Source organism: Kingella bonacorsii, assembly GCF_016623605.1.
Taxonomy (GTDB): Bacteria; Pseudomonadota; Gammaproteobacteria; order Burkholderiales; family Neisseriaceae; genus Kingella_B; species Kingella_B oralis.
Window position 1 is genome coordinate 389,675 of sequence record NZ_JAEHNZ010000001.1, and the last position, 13,337, is coordinate 403,011.

16 protein-coding genes are annotated in these 13,337 nt (G+C 56.4%); 11 read left to right on the plus strand and 5 right to left on the minus strand.

Annotated features, from left to right (window positions below; genetic code table 11):
* Positions 1-84: 84 nt before the first annotated feature.
* The gene (locus JDW22_RS01935) at positions 85-315 is read right to left on the minus strand and encodes a hypothetical protein (RefSeq protein ID WP_200521387.1); all 231 of its coding nucleotides are present in this window, start codon (positions 313-315) and stop codon (positions 85-87) included.
* On the opposite strand from JDW22_RS01935, the gene proB reads away from it, so the two are divergent.
* Positions 314-1,435 (plus strand): glutamate 5-kinase, encoded by a 1,122-nt coding sequence (proB, locus tag JDW22_RS01940; protein ID WP_200521389.1) that lies wholly within the window; start codon positions 314-316, stop codon positions 1,433-1,435. The two genes, JDW22_RS01935 and proB, sit on opposite strands and share 2 nt — an antisense overlap.
* A 289-nt stretch (positions 1,436-1,724) precedes the next feature.
* Here the strand turns inward: proB and JDW22_RS01945 are convergent, their stop codons facing one another.
* Positions 1,725-2,525 (minus strand): flavoprotein, encoded by an 801-nt coding sequence (locus JDW22_RS01945; protein WP_200521391.1) that lies wholly within the window; start codon positions 2,523-2,525, stop codon positions 1,725-1,727.
* A gap of 200 nt (positions 2,526-2,725) precedes the next feature.
* Here JDW22_RS01945 and JDW22_RS01950 point away from each other — a divergent pair, with 200 nt between their 5' ends.
* The 3 genes from JDW22_RS01950 to JDW22_RS01960 all read left to right on the plus strand — a co-directional run bounded on the left by JDW22_RS01950 (position 2,726) and on the right by JDW22_RS01960 (position 4,274).
* Positions 2,726-3,274 carry a YqgE/AlgH family protein gene (locus tag JDW22_RS01950; RefSeq protein ID WP_003795484.1) on the plus strand — a complete coding sequence of 183 codons (549 nt, stop codon included), beginning with the start codon at positions 2,726-2,728 and terminating at the stop codon, positions 3,272-3,274.
* A complete protein-coding gene (gene ruvX, locus JDW22_RS01955; RefSeq protein ID WP_200521393.1) occupies positions 3,267-3,761 on the plus strand; it encodes a Holliday junction resolvase RuvX in 495 nt (164 codons plus the stop codon). Before JDW22_RS01950 ends, ruvX begins: the two co-directional genes overlap by 8 nt.
* A 123-nt stretch (positions 3,762-3,884) precedes the next feature.
* On the plus strand, positions 3,885-4,274 hold the full coding sequence (locus tag JDW22_RS01960; RefSeq protein ID WP_200521394.1) for a hypothetical protein: 390 nt from the start codon (positions 3,885-3,887) through the stop codon (positions 4,272-4,274).
* 78 nt (positions 4,275-4,352) lie between these two features.
* Here the strand turns inward: JDW22_RS01960 and fabI are convergent, their stop codons facing one another.
* Positions 4,353-5,141, minus strand: coding sequence for an enoyl-ACP reductase FabI (gene fabI, locus JDW22_RS01965; protein ID WP_200521396.1), 789 nt, complete (start codon positions 5,139-5,141; stop codon positions 4,353-4,355).
* Between the two features lie 48 nt (positions 5,142-5,189).
* Here fabI and JDW22_RS01970 point away from each other — a divergent pair, with 48 nt between their 5' ends.
* Positions 5,190-5,390 carry a hypothetical protein gene (locus tag JDW22_RS01970; RefSeq protein ID WP_200521398.1) on the plus strand — a complete coding sequence of 67 codons (201 nt, stop codon included), beginning with the start codon at positions 5,190-5,192 and terminating at the stop codon, positions 5,388-5,390.
* Here the strand turns inward: JDW22_RS01970 and dinB are convergent.
* Positions 5,369-6,451, minus strand: coding sequence for a DNA polymerase IV (gene dinB / locus JDW22_RS01975; protein WP_003795471.1), 1,083 nt, complete (start codon positions 6,449-6,451; stop codon positions 5,369-5,371). The two genes, JDW22_RS01970 and dinB, sit on opposite strands and share 22 nt — an antisense overlap.
* Before the next feature lie 78 nt (positions 6,452-6,529).
* Positions 6,530-7,348: a tetratricopeptide repeat protein gene (locus JDW22_RS01980; RefSeq protein WP_200521400.1), complete on the minus strand. Its 819-nt coding sequence runs from the start codon at positions 7,346-7,348 to the stop codon at positions 6,530-6,532.
* Between the two features lie 239 nt (positions 7,349-7,587).
* Between JDW22_RS01980 and nrdB the strand changes: the two genes are divergently transcribed.
* From nrdB to JDW22_RS02010, 6 genes are all read left to right on the plus strand, one after another.
* Positions 7,588-8,721 (plus strand): class Ia ribonucleoside-diphosphate reductase subunit beta, encoded by a 1,134-nt coding sequence (gene nrdB / locus JDW22_RS01985; RefSeq protein WP_200521943.1) that lies wholly within the window; start codon positions 7,588-7,590, stop codon positions 8,719-8,721.
* A gap of 123 nt (positions 8,722-8,844) precedes the next feature.
* Positions 8,845-9,627, plus strand: coding sequence for a ferredoxin--NADP reductase (locus tag JDW22_RS01990; RefSeq protein WP_003795462.1), 783 nt, complete (start codon positions 8,845-8,847; stop codon positions 9,625-9,627).
* Between the two features lie 75 nt (positions 9,628-9,702).
* Positions 9,703-10,323, plus strand: a complete 621-nt coding sequence (gene rlmE, locus JDW22_RS01995; RefSeq protein ID WP_003795461.1) for a 23S rRNA (uridine(2552)-2'-O)-methyltransferase RlmE — start codon at positions 9,703-9,705, stop codon at positions 10,321-10,323.
* Between the two features lie 133 nt (positions 10,324-10,456).
* On the plus strand, positions 10,457-12,430 hold the full coding sequence (gene ftsH / locus JDW22_RS02000; RefSeq protein WP_235964820.1) for an ATP-dependent zinc metalloprotease FtsH: 1,974 nt from the start codon (positions 10,457-10,459) through the stop codon (positions 12,428-12,430).
* Positions 12,369-13,073: a PqiC family protein gene (locus JDW22_RS02005; RefSeq protein WP_407929571.1), complete on the plus strand. Its 705-nt coding sequence runs from the start codon at positions 12,369-12,371 to the stop codon at positions 13,071-13,073. Before ftsH ends, JDW22_RS02005 begins: the two co-directional genes overlap by 62 nt.
* A gap of 50 nt (positions 13,074-13,123) precedes the next feature.
* Entirely contained in the window at positions 13,124-13,285 is a 162-nt protein-coding gene (locus JDW22_RS02010; RefSeq protein WP_155803070.1) for a hypothetical protein, read from the plus strand.
* The last annotated feature ends 52 nt before the right edge of the window (positions 13,286-13,337 follow it).

The following is a 13,337-nucleotide window of genomic DNA, read 5'->3' on the forward strand; positions in this document are numbered from 1 at the left end:
GAAGCTGCGCATTGTATGCAGGCTTGGGGCGGGGCGCAAGCGATTTGTTGGGTTTTGTTAAGCGGGGGTTGTTTTGTAAAGCATTTATTTTGCTCGGGCACGGGGAAGCGGGTGCGTTGAGGCAGCCTGAAACCATTGCGGCAGCCTGAAACGCGATTGGGCTTGCGATGAACACGATTCAAAGCACCGCCCAGCGCATTGCTGCGCAAAATCGGGTAAAATCGCGCTCCTGTTTTCAGGCTGCCTTATCGTGTGAACCATGTAAACAAGGCAGCCTGAAATTTCTTTTTCGTATTCAAAAAGGCAAACCACCATGACCCACACCACCCTATCCCAAGCCAAGCTCATCGTTGTGAAAGTCGGTTCCAGCCTCGTAACCGCCGAGGGGCGCGGCATAGACCAAACCGCGCTGGATAACTGGGCAACGCAAATCGCCGCCATCAAACGCAGCGGCACCAACGTGATACTGGTATCCAGCGGCGCGATTGCCGAGGGCGTGAAACGGCTGGGCTGGGCAAAGCGTCCCACCGCGTTAAACGAGCTGCAAGCCGCCGCCGCCGTAGGGCAAATGGGCATCGCGCAAGCCTATGAACACGCGTTTTCCGCGCACCGGCTCAACACCGCGCAAATCCTGCTCACGCACGAAGATTTGAGCGACCGCACGCGCTATCTGAACGCGCGCAGCACGCTGCAAACGCTGCTGGCGCAGAATATCGTGCCCGTGATTAACGAAAACGACACCGTAACCACCGCCGAAATCAAGCTGGGCGACAACGACACACTCGGCGCGCTGGTTACCAATCTGGTGGATGCCGACGCGCTGGTGATTCTCACCGACCAGCGCGGCTTGTATGACAGCGACCCGCGCAAAAACCCGCAAGCGCAGTTTATCAGCCAAATTTCCGCCGCCCATCCCGATTTGGAAAGCATGGCGGGCGGCGCGGGCACAGGCGTGGGCACGGGCGGGATGTACACCAAAGTGCTGGCGGCAAAACGCGCGGCATTGAGCGGCGCCAACACCGTGGTCGCCTCGGGGCGCGAGCCTGATGTGTTGGTGCGGCTGTGCGCGGGCGAGAGCATCGGCACGCTGTTCACCAGCGAATTCAGCCGCGTGAACGCGCGCAAACAATGGCTGCTGGGGCATATCCAAATTTCAGGCAGCGTTGTGGTGGATGCGGGCGCGGAAACCGCATTGCAACAAAGCCGCAGCAGCTTGCTGCCCGTGGGCTGCGTGCGCGTGAACGGGCATTTTCAGCGCGGCGAACTCATCGCCATTGTGAACAGCGCGGGCAAGGAAATCGCGCGCGGGTTGAGCAATTACAGCAGCGCCGAAGCGGAGAAAATCCTGCGCTGCCATGCCGACGAAATCGCCGCCAAACTGGGCTACGCGCACGAAGACGAGCTGGTGCATCGAGACAATATGGCGCATTGGTGATGCAGCCATCGGCAACGAGCCGCCGCTCTATTTAGATTAGATTTCAGGCTGCCTCGGCGGTTAAACCGGAGGCAGTCTGAAAACGCCCAAAGGCTCAATGGTCAATCAAACGCCGCAAAACCCGTTCGCAACAAACGTTTCAGGCTGCCTTTCCCTTGCAAACAAGGGTTGAGGCAGCCTGAAAATCGTTTTACCCGTTTCAGGAATCGCCGCGCGGCAGCAAGCTAATCAACCAAGCCACAAAGCGCACCAGCAGCGAAACGAGTTCATACAAGCCTTCCATGCGCGCTTATTGCAAGCCCAGTTGTGCCAACACACAAGCAGTCAAAAACTCGGCCTGCTCCGCAGAAGCGGCTGCCGAAACGGGCAAAATCACCGCGCCTTGCGCCGACAAAGTTTGCAGATTGTGCAACTGCGCCGCGGAAAGCACCGCTTCGCAAGGCGCAATCACCACAGGGCGTTTGGTTGCCAACGCCAATTCCGCCATGCGCGCGGCGGGCGATTGGGTTGCGCCGTTGGCAATCAAAGCCAAGCTGCCGCCACGCGCCGCAGGCACTACCACCGCATTCAAAGCGAAAGGCGACAAATGCTCATCGGCAAAACTCAGTTGCGCTTCGGTCGCATAAAAATGTTTGCGCACCGCCGCCGCGTCGTCCAGCGCAATGCCCGTTTGCGCAAACGCGCGCTCCGCCGCATCGTTAAATGCCAGGCAAACTTGTTTGCCCGCGCTCAGCAGCGCACGAATCACCGCCGCGCCGTAAACCGCGCTTTCGGGCGAAGTCAATGCCACGCCCACTCTGTTGCCGGTTGATTTCAGGCTGCCTGAAACCGCAACGGCCGCCAAAGTGGGTTCGCTGGCGTGGTCAATATCCATCCAGCCCGCGGGCTTGTTCATGCCCTGCTCCAAGCGCAACGCCACGCGTCTGCCCAATTGCAGCGCCTTGCCGTTGGGTTTCACCACTTGCGCGCGCAGTTGGTACAAATACGCAGGCTTGTCGTAGCCCGTTTTGCGCGCCAATTCGGCAATCGTGCCCGCTTCTTTAATCAACAATTCAAAGTTTTCAAAACGAATTTCTTGTACAGTTTTCATACTCTTCCCTGAGTTAAGATTAACAAACGAAGTGCGTAATATAATAGTTTGCCTAAACAATTTCAACTGCTTTTACTCAATTTATAGAGACAATTTCGTCCCACCCCGCCGCGGCAGCCTGAAAACAGCGGCCCCGCCTGCCTTGAAAAACCGCGCCCGCGCCCAATATAAACAGCCAAACCATCCACCACGGCACCATCATGAACCTAGCCAACCATTTTCTGCTTGCCATGCCCAATCTTGAAGATTCCTTATTTTCAGGCAGCCTGATTTACCTGTGCGAACACGGCGAAAACGGCGCAATGGGCGTTATCGTGAACAAACCCTCGCCTGTAACCATGAACGTGGTGTTCGCCGCCATCGGCAAAGACACGCCCGCGCGCTTTAAAAACCAATATGTGATGATGGGCGGCCCGATGCAAACCGAGCGCGGCTTCGTGCTGCACACGCCCATCGGCAACTGGGACAGCAGTTTGAGCATCACCGACAGCATCGCACTCACCACCTCGCGCGACATCATCGAAGGCTTGCACCAAGACGACGAAATCCAAGGCGCAGTGCTCACCATCGGCTATTCCGGTTGGAGCGCGGGGCAGCTTGAACAAGAAATCGCGCAAAACTCGTGGCTTACCGTGCCCGCCGACCCGCATATTCTGTTCGGCATCCCGCCCGAAGAACGCTATGCCGCCGCGTTCGGCAAACTGGGCATCCGCCGCGAAAACTTTGCCGGAGCGATGGGTCATGCCTGATTTTGCCGCACCCGCCAGCGGCGGCTGCCTTGCCTTCGACTTCGGCGAAACACGCATCGGTGCAGCGCAAGGCGATTGCCGCATCCGCATCGCCCACCCCATCGCCACGATTACCGGCAACAGCAACGATGAAAAATTCGCCCGCATCGCCGCGCTGATTCAAGAATGGCAGCCTGAAAACCTGATTGTCGGCCTGCCCGTACACATCGATGGCAGCGAACACGCGCTCACTCAGCTCGCCCGCAAATTCGGGCATCGCCTGAACGGGCGTTTCAGGCTGCCCGTGTATTGGGTGGACGAACGGCTATCGTCGGTTTACGCCGAAGAGCTGTTGCGCGAAAACGGCGTTCGCGGGCGCAAACAAAAGCCCGTGCTGGACCAAGTTGCCGCGCAAGCCATTTTGCAAAGTTTTTTTGACAGCGGCGCGGTAGATTTTTTTGACCGCCAAGCAGATGCGGACGACAGCGACAAGCCAGAGGCAGCCTGAAAACGGATGGGCGCGTTTCAGGCTGCCCTGTTGTTCGTGCCAACGGCGCAATCCGCCGCAAACCTTGCCGAACGCGCCAATCCGCCCTACCATTCACTTCTCCCATCCAGCAAAGGAATCATCATGAAAACATCCCTCGCCCTGATTTTCTGCGCGCTATCGCTCAGCCTAAGCGCAGGCACGGCAACAGCAAAAACCCGCCACGCCAAAGCAAGCCCCAAAGCCCGCCACGCCGCCCAAGCCTCGGGCAACGCCTTGCCGCTCAAAGCAAACGGCTGCGCCCACTTCACCGCCGGCAAAGGCAGCTACCGCTTTTTCGTGCCCGATGAGGGCAAAGCCCTGCACAGCAGCGCGAGCGGCGTGCTCACCGCCCCCGACGGCGAAACCTTATACATGGCGCGCGGCATCGATACCGACAGCGGCGCAGCATTTCATTTTGCCGATTTGCCCGAAGCGGGCAGCTACGCCGTTCGCTTTGACCGCGGCGGCAAAGTTTCCGTGTGCATTGAATAACCGCCAAACAAAACACAAAAAGGCAGCCTGAAAACGAGAATTTCCGTTTTCAGGCTGCCTTTGCGTTATTTGCTTGGCTTATTCGTCGCCGTCGTTGAGCGCGTTGATACTGTAACCGCCGTCCACATAAGTGATTTCGCCGGTAATGCCCGATGCGAGGTCAGACAGCAAGAATGCGGCGGTGTTGCCCACTTCTTCGATGGTTACATTGCGGCGCAAGGGGTTTTGCGCGGCAACGTGCGCCAGCAGCTTGCTGAGATCGGCGATGCCCGATGCCGCCAAGGTTTTGATGGGGCCGGCGGAAATGCCGTTGCAGCGGATGCCGTCTTTGCCCAAGCAGGATGCGGTGAAGCGGATGCCTGCTTCCAAGCTGGCTTTTGCCATGCCCATCACGTTGTAATTGGGAATCGCGCGCACTGCGCCAAGGTAGGTCAATGCCAAGATGGAGGCGTTGCGCCCGCGCATCATCGGGCGGGCGGCTTTGGCAAGCGCGGGCAGGCTGTATGCGGAAACTTCGTGGGCGATGTTAAAGGCTTCGCGGTTGATGCTGTCTAAAAAATCGCCGTTCAGGGCTTCTTTGGGCGCAAAGGCAATGGCGTGCACCAAGCCATCCAAGCCATCCCAATGCTTGCCCAAGCTGGCAAACGTTTGCGCGATTTCTTCATCGCTTTGCACGTCGCAGCGGAACACGAGTTCGGAATTGAATTCGGCGGCGAGTTTGCGCACGCGCTCTTCCAGTTTGTCCACCACATAGGTGAACGCCAGCTCCGCGCCTTGTTCGTGGCAGGCTTTGGCGATGCCATAGGCGATGGAGCGCTCGGAAATCATACCTGTAATCAGGATTTTTTTGCCTTGCAACATGGTCATTTTGTATCCTTCGATTGATTGGGGAAATTGGGAAAAACGCGTATTATAGTGGTTTTTATGGTTTTAGGCAGCCTGAAAAATGGAGTTGGCTGTTGGGATGGGTCGGATTTGATTTGGGTCAAAACAGCAGGCGGCGGGCAGTCTGAAAACGGGCGGGCGGTGGCGGTGGCGAGCGTTCCGCGCGGGTGTTTTTCAGGCTGCCCGATGCGTTGGCGCGACTGCCTGCTTTACTCTGCCGAGGCAGCCTGAAACGCCAGTTCGGGCAATTCAGGCTGCCGGTTTTCGTCTTGCAGGTGACTGATGCCGATGCCGATGAGGCGGTATTCGTGTTCGCTGGGCATGCGCTTGGCGAGCTGTTGGGCAGCCTGAATCAGGGTTTGCGCGCTGGGCAGGGCGGACGAATAGGTTTGCGAACGGGTGAGCGTGCGAAAGTCGCTGGTTTTGAGTTTGAGCGTGAGCGTTTGCCCGATGGTGTGGCGGCGTTGCATCTGCTGCGCCAAGTCCCGCGCCAAATCGGGAATGTGGCGGACGATTTGGCCCAGCGGCAAATCGTCGGGCAGAGTGATTTCAGTGGAGATTTGCACGCGCTCGCGCTCGGGCTCGACGGGGCGGTTGTCCACGCCGTGCGCGAGGTCGTGCAAGCGGTAGCCCCATCTGCCGAACAGGTTGATGAGCATGCCCAGCGGCACGCGCTGCAAATCACCCACGGTGCGCCAGCCTTGGGCGTTGAGCTTGGCGAGCGTTTTTTTGCCCACGCCCGATATTTTGCCCAGCGGCAGGGTGTGCAAAAACGCGTTCACATTTTGCGGCGCAATCACAAATTGCCCGTTGGGCTTGCGCCAATCGGAGGCAATTTTGGCGAGAAATTTGTTGGGCGCGATGCCTGCGGAAGCGGTTAGCCCCGTTTGGCGGTGGATTTCGGCGCGGATGGCGAGGGCGATGTCGCGGGCGTATGCGATGTTTTGCTTGTTGCAGGTTACGTCCAAATAGGCTTCGTCCAGCGCGAGCGGTTCGATAAGGTCGGTATGCAGCCTGAAAATTTGGTGGATTTGCCGGGAGACTTGGCGGTAGAGCGCGAATTGCGGCGGGATAAAAACGGCATGCGGGCACAGGCGTTTGGCGGTGGCGACCGCCATGGCGGAGCGCAAGCCGTATTTGCGGGCTTCATACGAGGCGGCGCAAATCACCGAGCGCGCGCCGTCCCACGCCACCACAACGGGCTTGCCGCGCAGGTGGGGCTGTTCGCGCAGTTCTACCGATGCGTAGAACGCGTCCATGTCTATATGGATGATTTTGCGTGGAGAGGTCATGGTTAATGGTATGGAGGCACCCTGAAAATGTATGCAGCGGCGTTTCGCTTTGCCCGTTTTCAGGCTGCCTCAAAGTATTCAACTTTCGCCTTGAAGCAGTTTGTCCAACGCCGCCAGCGCGCGAACGGCTTCTTTGTTGCCTTGCTCGGCGGCGAGCCGCCACCATTTTTGCGCTTCTTGGTAATCGCATTCAACGCCCGAGCCTTCGGCGTAGGACAAGCCCAAGTTCAACTGCCCATCCGCATCGCCCAGCTCGGCGGCTTGGCGAAACCATTGCGCGGCAACGGCTTCGTCTTTTTCCACGCCGTAGCCTTCTTGGTAAAGCATTGCCAAATTCACCATCGCATCGCTGTTGCCCAGCTCGGCGGCTTGCCGGTAATACTGCGCGGCGCGGGCGTAATCGCTTTTCACGCCCAAGCCGTCGTCGTAGCACACGCCCAAGTTATACAAGGCTTCATCGTCGTCTTGCTCGGCGGCGGCCTGCCAGTATTGCACCGCTTTGGCGTAATCTTGTGGCACGCCCAGCCCTTCAGCGTATAAACGCGCCAGCGAATTGGCGGCGTCCCATTCGCCCTGCTCAAAAGCCGCGCCGTACCATTTGAGCGCGGCGGCGTAATCCTGCGGCAGCCCGTCCAGCCCGTCTTCGTAGAGCGTGGCGATGTTCATTTGCGCGGCCGCATCGCCCTGCTCGGCGGCAGCGTTGTACCACTTGGCGGCGGCGGCAAAGTCGGTTTTCACGCCCAAGCCTTGCTCATACATAAACGCCAGCTGATATTGCGCGTCCACATCGCCCTGCTCGGCAAAGCGGCGGATGATGGGCGCGGCGGCTTTGTAGTTGCCCTTTTCAATGTGCGCGAACGCAGTGTTGAGTTGCAGATTTTTCAGCGAGTACGACATGGCAGTCTTTCGTATATTGAGGCAGCCTGAAAACCTGTTAACGCGTTTTCAGGCTGCGTTTGTTTAAACAAAAGCGCGGATTTTAGCGCACTTGCGGCAGCCTGAAAAAGGGCGTGCGCATTTTAGGCTGCCCCGCCGGTTGAAGTTCCCAATCAGGCAGCCTGAAAATGCTATAATCCGCCCGTTTTTTGACACGCCCAAAACAAAAGGATACCCCAATGTCTTGCGAACACCTCATCATGCAATACAGCACCTTCCCCAAAACCCCCAACAACGCCCTGCTGGAACCGATGTTTCTCGGGCAGCCGGTCAACGTTGCCCGCTACGACCAACAAAAATACGAAACCTTTGAAAAACTGATTGAAAAGCAAATCTCGTTTTTCTGGCGACCCGAAGAAGTCGATTTATCGCGCGACCGCATAGACTACGCCAACCTGCCCGAACACGAAAAACACATCTTCATCAGCAACTTGAAATACCAAACCCTGCTGGACAGCATCCAAGGGCGCAGCCCCAATGTTGGCCTGCTGCCGCTCGTTTCCCTGCCCGAGCTGGAAACATGGATTGAAACCTGGTCGTTTTTTGAAACCATCCACAGCCGCAGCTACACCCACATCATCCGCAACATCGTGAACGACCCCTCCGTCGTGTTTGACGACATCGTGCAAAACGAATACATCATCGCCCGCGCCGAAGACATCGCCTGCTACTACGACGATTTGATTGAATACACCCAATATTTCAACCTGTTGGGCGTAGGCACGCATCAAGTGAACGGCAAAACCGTCGTCGTGTCCGAGCGCGAATTAAAGAAAAAACTTTACCTCTGCCTGATGTGCGTGAACGTGCTGGAAGCCATCCGCTTTTACGTTTCCTTCGCCTGCTCGTTTGCCTTTGCCGAGCGCGAACTGATGGAGGGCAACGCCAAAATCATCAAGCTCATCGCCCGCGACGAAGCACTGCATCTCACCAGCACGCAACACATGCTCAACTTGATGCGCGGCGGCGCGGAAGGCGCGGAATGGGCGGAAATTGCCGCCGAATTGCAAAACGAATGCTTCGAACTCTTCAAAAAAGCCGCCGAGCAAGAAAAAGAATGGGCAGAATATCTGTTTAAAGACGGCAGCATGATAGGCTTGAACAAAGACATCCTGTGCCAATACGTTGAATACATCACCAACGCCCGCATGCTTGCCGTGGGCTTGCAGCCGGCGTTTGAAAAAGCCACGCAAAACCCGATTCCGTGGATTAACACCTGGCTCTCGTCCGACAACGTGCAAGTTGCGCCGCAGGAAGTGGAAATCTCGTCTTACCTCATCGGGCAAATTGACGCCGAAGTCAAAACCGAAGATTTGGAAGACTTTGAACTGTAAACAAGCAGACGATAGGCAGCCTGAAACCCATTTTCAGGCTGCCTCTGTTAGCGCATTCACTTGATAGCCACTCCCGTTTTGCATACAATCCCGCATTTTGCAAAATCAACAGAAAGCCCCACCATGGCAGCATACAACACCCAAAAAGTCCTCACCGTACACCATTGGACCGATGCCTATTTCAGCTTCACCTGCACGCGCGACGAAAGCCTGCGCTTTGAAAACGGGCAATTCGTGATGATTGGCGTGATGGGCGACAACGGCAAACCCATCATGCGCGCATACAGCATCGCCAGCCCCAACTGGGAAGAACATTTAGAATTTTTCAGCATCAAAGTGCAAGACGGCCCGCTCACCAGCCGCCTGCAACACATCAAAGTGGGCGACGACATCTTCATCAGCAAAAAGCCCACAGGCACGCTCATCGCCAGCGACCTCAACGAAGGCGGCAAACACCTTTATCTACTCTCCACCGGCACAGGGCTTGCCCCGTTTTTAAGCATCACGCGCGACCCCGATATTTACGAGCAATTTGAAAAAGTGATTTTGGTGCACGGCGTGCGCCACAAACAAGATTTAGCCTATTACGACCACTTCACACGCGATTTGCCCAATCATGAATTTCTCGGCGACATGGTGCGCGAAAAACTGATTTACTACCCCGTCGTCTCGCGCGAACCCTTTGAACACCACGGGCGTTTAACCGACCTGATGAAAAGCGGCAAACTGTTTGACGACATCGGCTTGCCGCCCATCAACCCCAAAGACGACCGCGCCATGCTCTGCGGCAGCATGCCGATGAACGCCGACACTTCCGCCATACTAGACAGCTTCGGCTTGGTCGCCTCCCCAAAAACAGGCGTGCGCGGCGATTATCTGATTGAACGCGCCTTTGTAGAACAATAATTTTTTGCTCATTAGGCAGCCTGAAAACCATAATCCGTTTTCAGGCTGCCTAAAACACACCTCATTACTATAACTATGGCACAACGCTCCAAATCCTCCCCCGCATGGCTGCACGAACACGTTAACGACCCCTATGTCAAACGCGCCCAAAAAGACGGCTACCGCGCCCGCGCCGCGTATAAATTGTTAGAAATCAACGAAAAAGACAAGCTCATCAAACAAGGCACGGTTTTAGCCGACTTAGGCTCCGCCCCCGGCAGTTGGTCGCAAATCGCCGCCAAACTGGTAGGCAAAACAGGCAAAGTGTTCGCGCTGGACATCCTGCCGATGGACGCGCTCGACGGCGTGGATTTCATCCAAGGCGATTTCCGCGAAGAAGCCGTGTTGGCCGAGTTTGAACGCCTGCTGGATAACCGCGCGCTAGACCTTGTAATTTGCGATATGGCACCCAATATGTCGGGCAACGACACCATAGACCAAGCGCGGAGCTTTTATTTGTGCGAACTGGCGTTAGATTTCGCCCGCGGGCATTTGAAAACAGGCGGCGCGTTTTTGGTGAAAGTGTTTCAAGGTTCGGGCTATCAAGAATACATGGCTGCCATGCGCGAAGTGTTCGGCACGGTGCAAACGCGCAAACCCGATGCCTCGCGCAATCGGTCTAGTGAGATTTATTTATTAGGCAAGAATAAACACTAAGGCTGCCTGAAAAATACTTTACAATCCCTTTCATTTTTCTCATCAATAGGAGTTTGTTTCTGTGGGAAGCAACTTAAAAAACCTCGTTGCAGGGGCGATTTTATTTTTGGGCATCGCCTTTGGCGTGCAATATATGCGCGAAACCAAAGTGGATAACCAGCAAATTGAATATTCTCAATTTATCCAACAAGTTAAAGCAGGGCAAATCAGCAGCCTGAATATTGAAGGCTCGCCTATCGGCTACGAAATCAAAGGCGAGCGCAAAGACAAAACCACGTTCAAAACCAACGCGCCGATGGACGACAACTTGGTAACGCTGCTGGTGGACAACAAAGTGCGCTTTAAAGTTACACCCGAAGAAAAACCAGGCTTTTTAAGCAGCATGTTTATGAGCCTGCTGCCCGTGCTACTGTTGATTGGCGCGTGGATGTGGTTCATGCGGATGCAATCGGGCGGCGGCAAAGGCGGCGCGTTTTCGTTTGGCAAAAGCCGCGCCAAGCTGCTGGATAAAGATGCCAACACGGTGAAATTTGCTGATGTGGCCGGCTGCGATGAAGCCAAAGAAGAAGTGCAGGAAATCGTGGATTATCTGAAAGCGCCCGACCGCTATCAAAGTTTGGGCGGGCGTGTGCCGCGCGGCATTTTGCTGGCGGGCAGCCCTGGGACGGGCAAAACCTTGCTTGCCAAAGCGATTGCGGGCGAAGCGGGCGTGCCGTTTTTCAGCATTTCGGGTTCGGATTTTGTGGAAATGTTCGTGGGCGTGGGCGCAAGCCGCGTGCGCGATATGTTTGAGCAAGCCAAGAAAAACGCGCCGTGCATCATCTTTATCGACGAGATTGACGCAGTGGGTCGCCAACGCGGCGCAGGCTTGGGCGGCGGCAACGATGAGCGCGAGCAAACGCTGAACCAACTGCTGGTGGAAATGGACGGCTTTGAAAGCAATCAAACCGTGATTGTTATCGCCGCGACCAACCGCCCCGATGTGTTAGACCCCGCGCTGCAACGCCCCGGGCGGTTTGACCGCCAAGTGGTGGTGCCGCTGCCCGATATTCGCGGGCGCGAGCAGATTTTGAAAGTGCACGCGCAAAAAGTGCCTTTGGACAAGAGCGTGGATTTGACTTCGCTGGCGCGTGGCACGCCAGGGTTCTCGGGCGCGGATTTGGCGAATTTGGTGAACGAAGCCGCGCTGTTTGCAGGCCGCCGCAACAAAATCAAAGTGGACCAAAGCGATTTTGAAGACGCAAAAGACAAAATCTACATGGGTCCCGAACGCCGCAGCATGGTGATGCACGAAGACGAAAAACGCGCCACCGCCTACCACGAAGCGGGGCACGCGATTGTGGCGGAAAGCCTGCCGTTTACCGACCCTGTGCACAAAGTAACCATTATGCCGCGCGGGCGCGCGCTGGGCTTAACTTGGCAGCTGCCCGAGCGCGATCGCATTTCTATGTACAAAGACCAAATGTTGAGCCAGCTTGCGATTTTGTTTGGTGGGCGCATTGCCGAGGATATTTTCGTGGGACGCATTTCCACCGGCGCATCCAACGATTTTGAGCGCGCCACGCAAATCGCCCGCGATATGGTTACGCGCTACGGCATGAGCGAGCGCATGGGCGTGATGGTGTATGCAGAAAACGAGGGCGAAGTGTTCTTGGGACGCAGCGTTACCCGTTCGCAAAATATTTCCGAGAAAACGCAGCAAGACGTGGATACCGAAGTGCGCCGCATTTTGGACGAGCAATATGCCGTTGCCTACAAAATCCTCAGCGAAAACCGCGACAAAATGGAAACCATGTGCAAAGCGTTGGTGGAATGGGAAACCATCGACCGCGACCAAGTGCTGGAAATTATGGCAGGCAAACAGCCCAGCCCGCCCAAGGATTACAGCCATAATGTGCGCGGGAACGGCGAGGTGATTGACGGCGTGGAGTTTGAAACGCTGCCCGAAGTGGACGAAGCCGAGCAAGCGACAGCCGAGGCGGCAAACTTGGCAAAACCGCAGCCTGAAACGGCAGATAATGCGGCGGACGAAGCCACGCCAGCCGTTGAACAAGCGCAAGCCGCTGCGCTATCCGACAACGGCGAAGAGCCGAAAAACCAAGCCTAACGCCGATAAAAGGCAGCCTGAAAACGAGCAAAGCAAGTTTCAGGCTGCCTTTTTGAGTATAATGCGGCGTTTGTTCGGCAGCCTGAAAAGCCGCCCGCGTTACCATCATCCCCAAGCATTCATCATGAAAAAATTATCCCTCATTGCCGCCGCGCTGTTGCTTGCCGCGTGCAGCAGCACACCGCCCGCCCAATATTACCAACTGCCCGACAGCGCGTTCAGGCTGCCTGCGCAAAGCAATCCCGCGCACAACATCGGCGTGAAAATCGTGTTGGCAGCGCCGATCAATGGCGACAGCCTGCTCTACCAAAGCGATGAGCACACGCTCACCCTCGCGCAGCAAAACCTGTGGGCATCGCCGCTGGACCAAGCCCTTGCCCGCGCCTTGGCAAACAAGCTCAACGCAGCAGGCAGCCTGAAATACCAGCCCGCCGAAGCCAGTAGCGCGCAGCTTACTGTTTACATAGACCGCTTCCAAGGCAGCTATCGCGGCGAAACCGAAATCAGTGGCTATGCCCGTTGGCAAAACGGCACGCAAACCCCGTTTCACGTTACCACGCCGCAGCAAGGCGATGGCTACGCCGCCATGCTCAACAGCTTGGATAAAGGCTTGGCAAGCGTTGCCCAGCAAATTGCGCGATAAAGGCAGCCTGAAACCTTTGCCAAACCTGCAACTGATGACTCACCGACATCTTGCCAACCCATAAAGCCCTATTAAATAAACCATTTGGCGACGAACCCTCGCCGCTCCATGTGAGATTTCAGGCTGCCTCTGGCGTTTGCCCTTGGCAACAGGTTTACCAGCATTGCGCTGCCGCCCCGCTCGGGCAGCCTGAAAACCCAAAAGCAGCCTGAAACGCTGTTTCCCCGCCCTGCCCTTTTCAGGCTGCCCCAACGCTTTACTCCG